This window comes from Aeromonas sp. FDAARGOS 1404 (genome assembly GCF_019047085.1).
Classification (GTDB): Bacteria; Pseudomonadota; Gammaproteobacteria; order Enterobacterales; family Aeromonadaceae; genus Aeromonas; species Aeromonas veronii.
On the sequence record NZ_CP077237.1, the window covers coordinates 4,088,897 to 4,102,997 of the forward strand.

11 protein-coding genes are annotated in these 14,101 nt (G+C 57.7%); 5 read left to right on the forward strand and 6 right to left on the reverse strand.

The features are described 5' to 3' along the window. Positions 1–25 precede the first annotated feature (25 nt). Positions 26–343, forward strand: coding sequence for a hypothetical protein (locus tag I6L34_RS19055; RefSeq protein WP_216955173.1), 318 nt, complete (start codon positions 26–28; stop codon positions 341–343). Positions 344–894: 551 nt separating this feature from the next. Here I6L34_RS19055 and I6L34_RS19060 read toward each other — a convergent pair. Further along, positions 895–1,965 carry a permease gene (locus I6L34_RS19060; protein ID WP_058056142.1) on the reverse strand — a complete coding sequence of 357 codons (1,071 nt, stop codon included), beginning with the start codon at positions 1,963–1,965 and terminating at the stop codon, positions 895–897. Positions 1,966–2,071: 106 nt separating this feature from the next. Here I6L34_RS19060 and I6L34_RS19065 point away from each other — a divergent pair, with 106 nt between their 5' ends. Continuing rightward, positions 2,072–2,398 (forward strand): helix-turn-helix transcriptional regulator, encoded by a 327-nt coding sequence (locus tag I6L34_RS19065; RefSeq protein WP_058056143.1) that lies wholly within the window; start codon positions 2,072–2,074, stop codon positions 2,396–2,398. A gap of 88 nt (positions 2,399–2,486) precedes the next feature. Here the strand turns inward: I6L34_RS19065 and I6L34_RS19070 are convergent, their stop codons facing one another. Beyond that, a complete protein-coding gene (locus tag I6L34_RS19070) occupies positions 2,487–3,869 on the reverse strand; it encodes an amino acid permease (RefSeq protein WP_005352966.1) in 1,383 nt (460 codons plus the stop codon). Positions 3,870–4,216: 347 nt separating this feature from the next. Here I6L34_RS19070 and I6L34_RS19075 point away from each other — a divergent pair, with 347 nt between their 5' ends. Then, a complete protein-coding gene (locus tag I6L34_RS19075) occupies positions 4,217–4,552 on the forward strand; it encodes a hypothetical protein (protein ID WP_216956952.1) in 336 nt (111 codons plus the stop codon). A 239-nt stretch (positions 4,553–4,791) separates the two neighbouring features. Here I6L34_RS19075 and I6L34_RS19080 read toward each other — a convergent pair whose 3' ends face one another. Further along, complete coding sequence (locus I6L34_RS19080) at positions 4,792–5,604, reverse strand: pyruvate, water dikinase regulatory protein (protein ID WP_005333888.1); 813 nt, start codon at positions 5,602–5,604, stop codon at positions 4,792–4,794. Positions 5,605–5,951: 347 nt separating this feature from the next. Here I6L34_RS19080 and ppsA point away from each other — a divergent pair, with 347 nt between their 5' ends. Beyond that, a complete protein-coding gene (ppsA, locus tag I6L34_RS19085; protein WP_216955174.1) occupies positions 5,952–8,324 on the forward strand; it encodes a phosphoenolpyruvate synthase in 2,373 nt (790 codons plus the stop codon). A 67-nt stretch (positions 8,325–8,391) separates the two neighbouring features. On the opposite strand, the gene I6L34_RS19090 is transcribed toward ppsA, so the two are convergent. Together I6L34_RS19090 and I6L34_RS19095 are read right to left on the reverse strand one after the other, a co-directional pair. Continuing rightward, the gene (locus I6L34_RS19090) at positions 8,392–8,850 is read right to left on the reverse strand and encodes a hypothetical protein (RefSeq protein ID WP_058056145.1); all 459 of its coding nucleotides are present in this window, start codon (positions 8,848–8,850) and stop codon (positions 8,392–8,394) included. A gap of 18 nt (positions 8,851–8,868) precedes the next feature. Beyond that, positions 8,869–10,743: a S8 family serine peptidase gene (locus I6L34_RS19095; protein ID WP_058056146.1), complete on the reverse strand. Its 1,875-nt coding sequence runs from the start codon at positions 10,741–10,743 to the stop codon at positions 8,869–8,871. A gap of 603 nt (positions 10,744–11,346) precedes the next feature. Here I6L34_RS19095 and I6L34_RS19100 point away from each other — a divergent pair. Continuing rightward, on the forward strand, positions 11,347–12,132 hold the full coding sequence (locus I6L34_RS19100; protein WP_058056192.1) for a MetQ/NlpA family ABC transporter substrate-binding protein: 786 nt from the start codon (positions 11,347–11,349) through the stop codon (positions 12,130–12,132). An 84-nt stretch (positions 12,133–12,216) separates the two neighbouring features. On the opposite strand, the gene I6L34_RS19105 is transcribed toward I6L34_RS19100, so the two are convergent. Beyond that, entirely contained in the window at positions 12,217–14,067 is a 1,851-nt protein-coding gene (locus I6L34_RS19105) for a DUF3413 domain-containing protein (RefSeq protein WP_058056147.1), read from the reverse strand. Positions 14,068–14,101 lie beyond the last annotated feature (34 nt).

The window sequence follows — 14,101 nt, forward strand, 5'->3', positions numbered from 1 at the left end:
GCTTTCACCATGCATGGAGTCACAAATGCACATACAGGACCTCGTTAACGACGTACTTCCTCACATTCCTTTCCGGAATGAATCTGTCGCGCAGACATTCCTTGATAACTATAGCGTTGATGATCAACTGGCCTTGATCTCAGCACTCCATATTGGCCGCAGCCACAATGGACTTAACAAGTTGATGGAGGATTACCAAGACACGGATCGTCGTCTTTGTGACCACATCCATGAGGACGAGTTTGCTCGTATTTTGTACGAAAAAAATACTCAGTTAGCGACCTATTATCAAAACTTTAATACTTGTGGAAGTAGCGAGGTTGGCTACTTCGATCGCTTCTAATTCAATTGATAGAGCCGTAGATATACCGGCTCTATCTCTTACATCTTTCGATTCAACAGTGATGAGACAATGATGGTTGTATCCAGCATGATTTGTGTTCATCAATGAATGGCGACAAAGTGGCGACAAAATTTTAAATGGATGGTCATTTTTGGTTGTCATTGGTTCGCTAACTATTTGATTTTTATGTAAGTGCTTGTTTTGTCATAGGGCTGAATCAGATTTAAAATCCCTCGACGTTCGCGTCGTGCCGGTTCGATTCCGGCCTCGGCACCATTAAAATCAAAGCGTTACGAAAGGCCACTAGAAATAGTGGCCTTTTTATTTTTCTTCAGTATCCACATTTGATCCACACAGATTTATTCCGGCAGCTCTGCCAGTTTCACTTCGAGTTGCAGGCGATTGGTGTAGCCCTTAATTGTGAGGTCGACCACTGAGATGAGGAGCAGACCAAAGGAACGCCGATCTGTTGATCGGCGTTTTGTCTATGGGAAGCCTGATGGTTTCACAATCAGCTGGCTTAACACCCAGTCTGTTTAATGATGGGCGACTTAAAACAGCAGTTGCGTCAGGTAGCCCATCAGGATCGCCATGCCGAGGATCACGGTAAGGAAGGCCGCAATCATCGGGGTTCTGAACATGGATTTGAGCAGGATCACCTCGGTCAGACTGGCACCGGCACTGCCGATGATCAGCGCCATGACGGCGCCCATCCCCATCCCTTTGCCCAGCAGTACCGACGCCAGCGGGATCACGGCCTCGGCACGGATGTAGAGCGGGATCCCTACGATAGCACTGAAGGGGATGGCCAGCGGGTTGTTGGCGCCGGCATGGGCGGCGATCCACTCGGTCGGAATAAAGCCGTAGATAAACGAGCCGATGAGTACCCCCAGTAGCAGGAAGGGCAATACGGTTTTGAACTGCTGCCATGCATCGATGCGAGCTTTGACCCAGGCTGTGGGGAGCTGTGGCGCACGAGTCAGGGTTGCCGTGCCATCGCCGCAGCAGGAGAGGGTTGCCTGTTCTGCCATCTCTGGTTGCGGTGCCGGGCAGCACGCTGCCCCGTTGAGGGGTTTTATTGCGCGAATGGCACTGCGTTGGTTGTCACTGCAATGTACTTGAGTGGTGGTGCGGGTCGCCGGGCCACAGCCGCTACCGCAAGAGGGGGTGGCCTCTTTGGGGTCGATGACATGGCGCTCGAACCCCAATCTGTCGAGCAGCATGCTCGCCATGACAGAGACGCTGGCGGCGATCACGGCGTAGAGCAGGGTCACTTTCCAGCCAAAGGTGGCCCACATCAAGCCGACGATGATGGGGTTCAGCAGTGGGGAGATAAACAGGAAGGTGAGAGTGGGGCCAAAGCCAGCCTTGGCCGAGAGCAGCCCTCTCAGCATGGGGATGGTGGAGCAGCTGCAAAAGGGGGTGACGGCACCGAGCAGGGCCGAGAGCAGATAGCCCTTGCCATGTCTCGCCCCCAGCATCCGCTGGATCTTCTCGTCGGGGATCTTCTGACGGATCAGGCTGACCCCGGCGCTAATGACCAGAAACAGCACCGACAGCTCGACAGCCAGAAACAGGAACATCTGGGCTGCATCGGTCAGCATGGTTAACCACTCATTCATTGTCGTATCCTCACTTGGTTTCTATATTTCCAAAATAATCGAAATGAATGGCCGGTCAAGATATTTCTGGTATTATCGAAATATCACATTTGTGGAGAGCGCAAAGATGCAACTGGAAGAGGTCGCCAAGGCATTGAAAGAGCTGGGTCATCCGACCCGGCTGTTTATCTTCAAGCATCTGGTCAAGGCGGGAGAGCAGGGGCTGCCGGTGGGTGAGCTGCAAAAGCAGCTGGCGATCCCCGCTTCCACCCTTAGCCACCATATCGCGGCGCTGGTCTCGGTGGGGCTGGTGAAGCAAAACCGGGAGAGTCGCACCCTGCTTTGCGTCTCTCAATACGCGGTGTTGGAGGAGATCATCGCCTTTTTCCGCGATGAGTGTTGCGTCAACAGCCCGGAGCATCGGCAAGATCAAAGGCAAGGGCTGCCTTCCTGAGGGCTATGGCTGCTAGTCGTGCTGCTCGCAATAAAAAAACGCCGATCATCCGATCGGCGTTTTGCATTGTTTTTCTCAGCTGCGGGTATTAACCCAGATTGGCTGCAACCTTGCTTTGGGCCTGTCCTTTGCGCTTGATGACAAAGCCAATGCCCAGTACCACCAGCCAGGCGGGGATCAGTTCGACCGAGATGCGAAAATCCGGGGTCATATACATGATCACCAGAATACCGGCCATGAACGCGAGGCAGAGATAGTTGCCGAAGGGATACCAGAACGCCTTGAACTTGGGCTGGACGCCCTCTGCGACCTTGGCCTTGCGGAACTTGAGGTGCGCGAGGCTGATCATCGCCCAGTTGATCACCAGTGCGGAGACCACCAGCGCCATCAGTAGACCGAAGGCTTTGCCCGGCATCAGGTAGTTGATAAGCACGCAGAGCAGGGTGGCGATGGCCGAGACTGAGAGGGCAACCAGCGGCACGCCGCTCTTGTTGGTCTTGAGCAGGGCTTTCGGGCCGTTGCCCTGTTTGGCCAGACCGAACAGCATCCGGCTGTTGCAGTAGACGCAGCTGTTGTAGACCGACAGTGCCGCCGTCAGCACCACGATGTTGAGTACGGTGGCGACCAGATTGCTGTCCAGTGCGTGGAAAATCATCACGAACGGGCTGCCGCCTTCCACCACTTTACCCCAGGGGTAGAGGGACATCAGGATAGCCAGAGCGCCGATGTAGAAGATGAGGATGCGGTAGATCACCTGATTGGTTGCCTTGGGAATGCTCTTCTCGGGGTTGTCCGCTTCCGCGGCGGTAATGCCCACCAACTCGAGACCGCCGAAGGAGAACATGATCACCGCCATCGCCATCACCAGACCGCTGATGCCGTTGGGGAAGAAGCCGCCTTGGGCCCACAGGTTGGTGACGCTTGCCTCGGGGCCGCCGGCACCGGAGAGGAGCAGATAGCCGCCAAAGCCAATCATGCCGATGATGGCAACCACCTTGATGATGGCGAACCAGAACTCCATCTCGCCAAACGCTTTGACGTTGGAGAGGTTGATGGCGTTGATCAGCACGAAGAAGAAGGCTGCCGACATCCAGGTCGGGATCTCGGGCCACCAGTACTGGACATAGATGCCCACTGCGGTTAACTCGGCCATGCTCACCAGCACGTAGAGCACCCAGTAGTTCCAACCGGACGCAAAACCGGCAAACTCGCCCCAGTATTTGTAGGCAAAGTGGCTGAATGAACCGGCTACCGGCTCTTCCACCACCATTTCACCGAGCTGGCGCATGATCAGGAAGGCGATAAAGCCACCAATGGCATAACCCAGCAGAACTGAGGGGCCTGCCATCTTGATGGTTTGGGCAATGCCCAAAAAGAGGCCGGTGCCGATGGCGCCGCCTAAAGCAATCAACTGAATGTGGCGGTTTTTAAGGCCGCGCTTCAGCTCCTCACCGTCTTGTTTCAAATCCATGGGTCTGTCCTTACGTCTCTGTTGTCTCTGGTCGGTGTTGGGCTCATCCTGAGCAGGCCGCAGTGCGTAGCCAAAACCTGACGAAAGCTGTATTTATTTCGTTACGCCATGCCATTTTCAATTTTTAGTGTTGGCTGGCAACCGAAGCAGAATAGTGATAATCGGCCGTGAATGCACCTGTTTTCCATCTCTAATGGCCGTGTTTTGTACCAAAGGCAGCTTTTTCATGATCTGAAGAGGCTTCTTGGTAGTTTTTGGTTGATGTTTGTGCAATCGAATTCTGTTTTGTTGACATTTTGTCTTGTTGGTGTGCTTTTTTGGTGCCAAGCCACAAATGGATGCAAATGATGCCAAGCAAGCGAGAGTACAGGGAAGAGTGCAGGGAGTTGGAGTGCAGAGAGCGCGAAAGCGTGCTGCAACAAGGGGTTGCCCGGGGTGTACTGGTGGCGCTCTGGTTAGGGATTGCCGCCAGTCCGCTGTTGTTGCTGGTGGCCGCCACCATGCTGCTGGGCTGGCTCTCGCTCGGTGATCATGGGTTGCTGCACTACTGGCAGCCGCTGTTGCTGATTGGCGGGGTAACGGGGGCGCTCGTTGGCGGCTGGCTGGCGGAGCGGGTTCGCCTGCGCCACGGTTTGCTGGCCTTCTATGCCCGGTTGATGAACAACCCTGAGCTCAATCGTTAGTTAACTCTGGCTGTTTGCCGAGCGCAGCAGAACGGAATCGAATAGCGGCTAACTGGCAGCAGGTGACAAGGGCACAACGCCAAGGTCGACAAGAAGAGGGATAAGCATTTGTGGTGCCTATCCCTTTTTTATCCACGCTTTTCACTGTCATCTATGTGAATTGCAGTTCGCCACAGCTGACTTTCGCCGCGACACTGTAATTTTTATCTTTTGTTGATGCCGATAGCTGTCAAGCTGGCTTAACAGAGCTGGCGGCGCAGACCGGTTGCCTCGAGGACCTTGGCGCTGATCTCCTCCACCGAGTGGGAGCTGGTATCCAGGAAGCGTATCGCCTCCTGGCGAAACAGCCTCTCCACGCAGGCCAGCTCCTGCTCGCACTGTTCGATGGAGGAGTAGCGGCTGTTGGCACGGCGCTGGTTGCGGATCTCGTGCAGCCGCTGCGGCGCTATGGTGAGGCCAAACAGCTTGTGACGGTTGGCCTTGAGGGGGGCGGGCAGCTCCAGCATCCCCATGTCCTGCTCGATAAAGGGGTAGTTGGCGGCGCGAATGCCGAACTGCAGCGCCAGATAGAGGCTGGTGGGGGTTTTGCCGCAGCGGGAGACCCCGATCAGGATGATGTCCGCCTCATCGTACTCCCTGGTGGTGATGCCATCGTCGTTGGCCAGTGCGAAGTTGACCGCCTCGATGCGATCGTCATAGAGCTTGCGGTTCTCCATGCCGTGGGTGCGGTGGAGGCGGGGCTCGGCTTTTACCCCCAGCTCCTGCTCCAGCGGGCTGACGAAGGTGTTGAGAAAGTCGTGGCCGCACGCCTCCGATTTCAGTACCTCTTCCCGTACCAGCGGGTCGACGATGGTGTGAAACAGGATGGGGCGCACCCCGGTCTGGCGAAACTGCTCGTCGATCCGCATCCGTACCTGACGGGCTTTCTCCAGTGTCTCCACAAAGGGGATAGTGATCTGCTCGAATGCCAGCGGAAACTGGCTCAGTACCGCGTGGCCGAACACTTCGGCGGTGATGGCGGTGCCGTCTGAAACATAAAATACGGTGTGCACGTAGGGCTCCTGTGATACCGCGGGTGGGGTCGCATGGGGTAAGGGGGGAGAAGTATCTCCCGAAACCATACCAGTTTTGTCAACCGGTCTGCTGTGCCCAAGTTGTGAAGTGGCTTGCAAACCTGAATCGTTATCTTTTTGTGTCGCCATTGTAGAATGTTCCGGTCATTCGACCATCCCCAACGCTTGCTCGGGGATTTTTTTGAAAATCAGTAGAAAACGTTTTCATGGTCGTTGGCAACAAAAGAAACAGACAATAACGCACCTGACTTACCCATAACCTCATCGATTAAATCGGGCGCACGAGGTGCTATGGCATCGGTGCCCACCAACCTGGAGACATCCAAGTGCAACAGTACGTGCTCTGGTACGAACAACTCGGAATGCAGGACGTAGAACGAGTTGGCGGCAAGAACGCATCCCTTGGCGAGATGATCAGCAACCTCTCTGGCGCCGGCGTATCCGTGCCGGGGGGCTTTGCTACCACCGCCTTTGCGTTTAACGAGTTTCTGGAGTCAAGCGGCCTCAACGGCAAGATCCACCATCTGCTCGACAATCTGGACGTGGACGATATCGCCGCCCTCAACCGGGCCGGTCAGCAGATCCGCGACTGGGTGATCGACGCCCCGTTCCAGCCCGAGCTGGAGCAGGCTATCCGGGTTGCCTATGAAAAGTTGAGTGCCGGTGTCGAGGCCTCGTTTGCGGTGCGCTCCTCCGCCACCGCCGAGGATATGCCGGACGCCTCCTTTGCCGGTCAGCAGGAGACCTTCCTCAACGTACGTGGCATCGATGCCGTCATGACGGCGGTCAAGCATGTGTTTGCTTCTCTGTTCAACGATCGCGCCATCTCCTATCGGGTGCATCAGGGCTACGACCACAAGGGTGTTGCCCTCTCGGCAGGGGTGCAGCGGATGGTGCGTTCCGATCTCGCCGCCTCCGGCGTCATGTTTACTCTGGATACCGAGTCCGGCTTCAACGACGTGGTCTTTATCACCGGGGCCCATGGTCTGGGCGAGATGGTGGTGCAGGGGGCGGTCAACCCGGATGAGTTCTATGTGCACAAGCCGACTCTCAAGGGGGGCCGCCCGGCGGTGGTGCGCAAGACCCTCGGCTCCAAGCTTATCAAGATGACCTATTCGGACGATGCCGGTCACGGTCGTCAGGTGAAGATTGTCGACACCAACGAGGCCGAGCGTAGCCGCTTCTGCATCACCGATGAGGAGGTGATGGCGCTGGCGAAACAGGCCCTCATCATTGAGCAGCACTATGGCCGCCCGATGGATATCGAGTGGGCCAAGGATGGTCAGGATGGCCAACTCTATATCGTGCAGGCCCGCCCGGAAACCGTGCGCAGCCGCCAGGAGGCTAACACCCTCGAGCGTTTTGCCCTCAAGCAAGCGGGCAAGGTGCTGATCGAGGGGCGGGCTATCGGTCACAAGATTGGCGCGGGCCCGGCGCGGGTCATCTCATCCATCAGCCAGATGGACGAAGTACAACCCGGCGATGTGCTGGTTACCGACATGACCGACCCGGACTGGGAGCCCATCATGAAGCGGGCCTCCGCCATCGTCACCAACCGGGGTGGCCGCACCTGTCACGCCGCCATTATCGCTCGCGAGCTGGGCATTCCGGCAGTGGTGGGCTGTGGCAACGCTACCGATCATATTCAGCTGGGCCAGCGGATCACCGTCTCCTGCGCGGAAGGGGATACCGGTTTTATCTATGACGGCGAGCTGGACTTCGACGTGGCGGTGACCGAGGTGGGCAATATGCCGCGCCTGCCCATCAAGATCATGATGAACGTCGGCAACCCGGACCGCGCTTTCGACTTTGCCCAGTTGCCCAATGCCGGGGTAGGGCTGGCGCGCCTTGAATTCATCATCAACCGGATGATCGGCGTGCACCCCAAGGCCTTGCTGGAGTTTGACCAGCAAACCCCAGAGCTGCAGGCCACCATCGGCAAGATGATCGCCGGTTACGACAGCCCGCGGGAGTTCTATGTGGCCAAGCTGACCGAGGGGATCGCCACTCTGGGGGCCGCCTTCTGGCCGGAGCGGGTGATCGTGCGGATGTCGGACTTCAAGTCCAACGAGTACGCCAATCTGCTGGGCGGTCGTGGCTACGAGCCCCACGAGGAGAACCCGATGATCGGTTTTCGTGGCGCATCCCGCTACATCGCCGACAGCTTCCGCCCCTGCTTTGCCCTCGAGTGCGAGGCGATCAAGCGGGTGCGCGATGTGATGGGATTGACCAACGTCGAGGTGATGATCCCCTTCGTGCGCACCGTGGGCGAGGCGGAGCAGGTGATCGACATCCTGGCCGAGAACGGTCTGCGCCGCGGCGAGCGGGGGCTCAAGGTGATCATGATGTGCGAGATCCCGAGCAATGCCCTTTTGGCAGACAAGTTTTTGGAGCACGTGGACGGCTTCTCCATCGGTTCCAACGACATGACCCAGCTCACCCTTGGGCTGGATCGGGACTCGGGGCTGATTGCCCATCTGTTCGACGAGCGTAACGAGGCGGTCAAGGCGCTGCTGGCGATGGCGATCCAGGCTGCGCGCAAGGCGGGCAAGTACGTGGGGATCTGCGGTCAGGGGCCATCCGATCACCCGGATTTTGCCGCCTGGCTGGTGGAGCAGGGGATCGACTCGGTGTCGCTCAACCCCGATACCGTGGTCGATACCTGGCTCTATTTGGCGGAGCAGCATGGCGCCAAGTAAGTCACTGTCAAAATGAGCAGCAGAAAGGGGGCCATGATGGCCCCCTTTGTTATTTGTCTGTCGCGACCTATTTCGGCTGCTGTTCGGCCCCCGACAGCTCGATCTGCACATTCACCCCTTCGCTCTTTAGCTTGGTGGCGATGGCGTTGAGATCGGTGCCCGGTTTGGCCTCTAGCAGGGCGATACCACCGCTGCTCTGCTTGAAGTTCAGGCCGTGGCGAGTCGCCAGCGCTTTGGCGCTGGCATCGTCAGCTTCCACCAGCAGGGTACCGCTTACAGTCAGCTCCGGGCTGGCGGCCCCTTGCATCAACACGTCACCACGGCGCAGGGTCTGTTGCGGGACCTTGCTGTCAAGGCTGCGGGCGACCCGCTTCTTGCTGCCGTTGTCGGGAATGAGGTAAGTCTGGCCGTTCACCTCTATGGTGCTGTATTGTTTGCCATCCATGGTGACGGACTCCTGGGCGCAGAGCTGTCCCGAGAGGGGGGCCAGCAGGGTTGCCAGAAGCAAGGTAACAGGTTTGTTCATGGTAATACTCCTAGCGTGTTAGCTGCGGTTGGCATCGTGACCCAGGACCCGCAGGGACCATGAGATCAGCTTGCCCGGTTGGCGATTGTTGCGCTCAGTCAGGGTGGTACGCTCACGGGTCTCGCGATTGAGCAGAGAGACCTGACGGGTACCGTTGGCAACGTCGGTTACTTCCAGTCGCCATGTGCCTTGCGCCGATTCGCCGTAGAACTTGTTGGATAGCATCCGCATGTCACGCAATCCCTTGGTTCGCACAAAGCCCAGCTGCTGCTGGTCGAGAGATTGGCCGACCAGGCTGTTGAAGGGGCTCAGCAGGATGCTGCGGGTGCCGGCGGGGGAGACCAGTTCGATCAGCAGATCGGGCAGACGCTGATGATCCAGACTCACCATCACCTGAACCGCTTCTACCGTCAATGGTGTGGCAATGCGGGTTGTCGAGCTGGTCGGGCTGTTGCCCACATCCGCAATGGCGGCGGCACTGCCGGTGACATTGATCTTCTGCCATGGCAGCTGTACCAGCGGGGGCAGGGGCTGGTGATTGGCTGCCAGCTCAAGGGCCTTGTTGACGTCGATCAGACCAAAACCGTAAGTCGGGCTGAACCACATGCCGGCGGCATTGCGCTCCCAACCTTCCAGTCCTTTCACGTCGCGCACCTTGCCGGTGCTGCTGGTGTAGCTGACCATCACGGGCTGATGTTTGGCATCGACCCGGGTTGCGCTGCGCGCCAGCAGATCCCGCAGGTCACGTACCGACAGATCCGGGTAGGCGGACATCAGCAGCGCCATGGCGCCGGAGGTGCTGGGGGTGGCGGAGGAGGTGCCGTTCATCACGCCGTTGTAGTCGCAGCTGGCATCCAGTTGCGAGTTGCCGTGCAGCCGGTTGGTGCTGGGATCGTCGGTGCGGTTGTAACCCATGTCGCAGCCGGGCAGGTCCGTGGTCACCATCGCCGGAGTGTCGGTACCGTACTCGCCGCCGGTCGCGCTCAGGAAGATGTTGCTGCCGACGCTGGAGTAGGAGGATCTGACGCCATCGGCGTTGAGCGCGCTCACCACCAGGTTCCAGAAGTTGCTGTTGGAGGGATCGAGGTTGCTGTTTTCAAACGGCAATTTGGGGCCATTGCCGGTGCGGTTAAGCACATAGCCGCCCGCCGCTATCTTGTTGAAGCCGTTGCCGGCGGCCTTGATATAGGCCGCGCCCTGCGCCTTGAGGGTCTGCTGTTCAAACAGACGATCAAGCTGGGATTGATCCAGAGAGTTGGCAGAGCGGGGATCCACCACACTCATGCCGTAGCTCTGGTTGAACACCCGGTTGTCGCGGCTGGCATTGCTGTCCCCAAGGGCGTAGAGCCAATCCTTCTGCAACTGCTGGCTGTTGTCATCCAGCAGGTTGAACCCCTGCAGTTGGGCTCGCGGGGCAATTCCTTTGGTCCCGATGGCGTTGTCTACCGCCGCTATGATGCCGGAGACCGAGGTGCCGTGGGCCGTATCCGGATCGGTCGGAGTCGGGTCATCGCTGCCGGTCACCACGTTTTTTGAGCCCGGACGGACGTTGTCCGCCAGATCCGGGTGGGCGATGGCCAGACCATCATCCACCACGGCCACATTGACTCCCTGGCCCAGCACGCCGGTGCGATGAGCCCACCAGAGGTTGAGATCATTGCCCGCTATGCCGCCACGGGCGCTGAATCCATCCTGGCCGCTGTTGAGCAGATACCACTGCTGCTCCTGCAGGGGATTGGCACCTGGCAGGCAGCGCTCGGTGCTGCTGCGTCCGATATCCATGCCGCTCTCCTTACCGGTGAGCGGCGCACAACCTTCATTTGCCTGAACGAGCGCACTGGGCAGGGTCGACAGCAGTGCTGTGATCGCCAGTGCTAACGATGTTTGCTTCATTATTTTTTTAACTCCATCTTGGATCGCACCATCCTGAGTGCGACGGAAATCTATACACGGGTGGTAGGGGTTCAAAAAGAGCCATTTTCAAAAAACGCAATGAGGTTCAAAGAAATCCGATCTGGTTTATGGTAGGTATTTCAATGACGCTGGTTATGTGTTCTATTGAGAATGGTTCTCACCGTTCACTACTGATCTTTTTATCTGTAATTCACTCCTCTCGCGACTCTCCTTCGCCGCAGCCATCTCGATTCGGGGCAATCCCGAGGGGAGCTCGTGCGCTCTTGAAAGTGAGTGGCATGGTGGTGTGTGCCAACGTGAGTACAGCTATGCATTCGGGGGTGACAGCAAGGGTGATGAGGTGGAACCAGCGGTTTATTGCTTGGCGGCGGTGGATGGCTCTGTTATGGTAATTAAAATAGCCGTTTGGATGGCTAGATTGCTGCGGTTTGAGGGGCGTCATCTCTGAGAGCCACCCCGCCGCAGTCCCATAGCTTGATGCGTACCTGACAGGGAGTCCCTATGCCGTTTCGTTCCTTCTTATCTTCTCCTTTGACTGCTTCCTTGCGCGCCACTGCTGGCGCCAGCACCTTTATTGCCGCGATGGCGGTCGGGAGCCTCTCTTTTTCCGCGGTTGCCGCCGATGCTCCCTTGCCGACCAAGCAGGAGATCGTGATTGGTACTACGGTGGGGGATTTTGCCGACATGGTGACCGACTCGATCAAGCCGCAGCTGGAGGCCAAGGGGTACAAGGTCAAGCTGGTGGAGTTCACCGACTATGTGACGCCCAATATTGCTCTGGCTGACGGATCACTGGATGTGAACTGCTTCCAGCACAAACCCTATTTGGAGAGTTTTGCCAAAGATCGCGGCTTGTCGCTGGCGCCCATTACCCAGGTGCCAACCGGTCCGATGGGACTCTATTCCGGCAAGCTGGCAGCACTCGACAAGGTGAAAGAGGGGAGCACGGTGGCCATCCCCAACGATCCCACCAATCAGGCGCGGGCGCTGTTGATGCTGCAGGATCTTGGTTGGCTCACTCTCAAGGAGGGGATAAACCCGCTCAAGGCGAGCGAGTTTGATGTGGTGAACAATCCGCACAATCTCAAGCTGGTGTTGCTGGAGGCGGCGCAACTGCCACGCTCGCGGGAGGATGTGGACTTCTCGGTGATCAACGGTAATTTTGCCGCCTCCAGCGGAATCCCGTTCAGTGAAGGACTGTTTCTGGAGCGCAGCTACGATTTTATCAACTGGGTGGTGGTGAAAAGCGCAGATGCGGATCAGCCGTTTGCCAAAGATGTGGCGGCAGCCTACAACTCGGCGGCTTTCAAAGCCTATGCAGCCAAGCGTTTCGTCGGCTACAAGTACCCGCAAGGGTGGGGTGGCTAACAGTCGTGAACGTGGCCGGCTATACAACGAAAAACGCCCCGAATTCGGGGCGTTTTTTATGGTATCAAGCCATCAACGGGCGCTTCACTGGTTGCGATAGAAGCGGTTCAGCTCGTTCATCACCTGGATCATGGCGCCCATATCCGGGGTGCCGTGCTTGATCGGGCGATAGCTGTTGCGCTCCAGCAGTTCGAAGTCACCCTGCTTGTTGAAGTGGGTGATGGTCTCCCCTTCATAGATGGCGAAGTCGTTCTGATCCCCGGCCAGCAGCCAGTTGCGCGGGCTGGTATCAAACAGCGAGCGGCCAACGCTGTAATCGCGCGCCGGATTGCGCACGCCCAGCATCCCCTGCATCAGGGTCGGCGCCAGATCGAAATGGCTGCTCGGTTGTTCCCGAACGTCACTGCCGCGCCCCGGCCAGGCCATTACCAGCGGTACCTGCACCTGATAGGGTGAGTAGTTGCTGCCTGCGCCCCAGCTGTTGCTGCGGGTGTCGTTGAACTCCTGACCGTGGTTGGAGGTGATGACGACGATGGTGTTGCTGTCCATCCCCTGCGACTGCAATTTGGTCAGCATCTGCTCAAGCAACTGGTCGGTATAGAAGACCGAGTTCTTGTAGCGGTTTTCCAGTTTTTGCAGGTTCTCCGCCCGATAGGCGGTCGCCGGATTGAAGTTGGCAAGCTCCGGTTGGAACGGCCCCTTCATGGTGGCGGGTAACTGGTAGTCGCCTGGGCTCGAGAGATAGACCAGCGAGAACCAGGGGCGCTCGGGAGAGCGCTTCTCCAGCCACTGTTGCCAGTCGGTCAGCAGCTTGCCATCGTCACTCTGTTCGGAGACAAACACCTGTTTGCGCAGACCGGCGAGGATGCTCTTGCGATACTTCTGGGCATCTTCCATCGCGCCGAACAGCCCGAACTGGTAATCCTGGCGCAGCATCTCGTCGAACAGCACCGGCGGACGCTTGTCGCTGCTGATGTCCTTGTAGTAGTGACCGGGCAACCCGTAGAAGAGGCTGAACATGCCCATCAGGTCGTCGTTGCCGCCACTCAGGTGATTGCGGAACGTCAGATGCTGATCCGCATAGCGCTGCAGATTGGGCATGTTGATGTTGTTGAGCATGTCAAAGCGCAGCGAATCGACCACCACAATCAGCAGATTGTTGTGAGTCAGGGGGGCGTTGACGTTGAGCGGGCGCAGCGGATAGTGCATCCGGCTGTCGCTGTTATCCCCCTGGGAAGCAGCCTGCTTCTCGTACTGATCCAGATCCAGCCAGCCATGTTTGGCCAGGAAGGAGCGGGCCGTCATGGGGTAGGAGAGGGGGAAGTTGGCTCTCTGCATGGTGATCGGCTGATAGAGGGTCGCATCCGCCCAGCTGTTGACCACGTGGGTCAGAATAAAGCAGATCAGCAGGGCCAGCCCCACCTGATTGCCGTACTGGCGGCGCTTGCGCTTGTTGATCTTGCGCCAGACATAGGCCGACAGCAGCAGTTGCAGCAGGAAGATGGTGGGCACGGCAACGAAGATGATGCTCCAGATTGAGCCCTCTTCGGTCTGCGCCTGATCCAGCAGTAACTGCCATACCTGACTGTTGAGGTGGAACTTGAACAGCCGGAATACCTGGGTGTCGATCAGCAGCAACACCAGCGCCAGGGTAGCGATGATGGCCGAGATGAACCGCAACGACTTCTCCTTGGGCAGCACGAAGCTGAGCGGGAAGATCGTCAACAGGTAGGTGACAAAACTCAAAAACGAGAAGTGGCCAATCCAGCTTACAACGAGATAGATCACGCCAAGCGTGGTCGATGGCCAGCTGATGGCACCCAGATAACGGGTGGCGATGAGCATGGCCAGAATAATGTTGAAGAAGGAGAACCAATGCCCCCAGGTGATCAGGCGAGAGACATTATCACGATAGGGGTTACCGGTTTCGACCATAGTGATCCATCTGCGTTGAGAAACGTCAAATCAA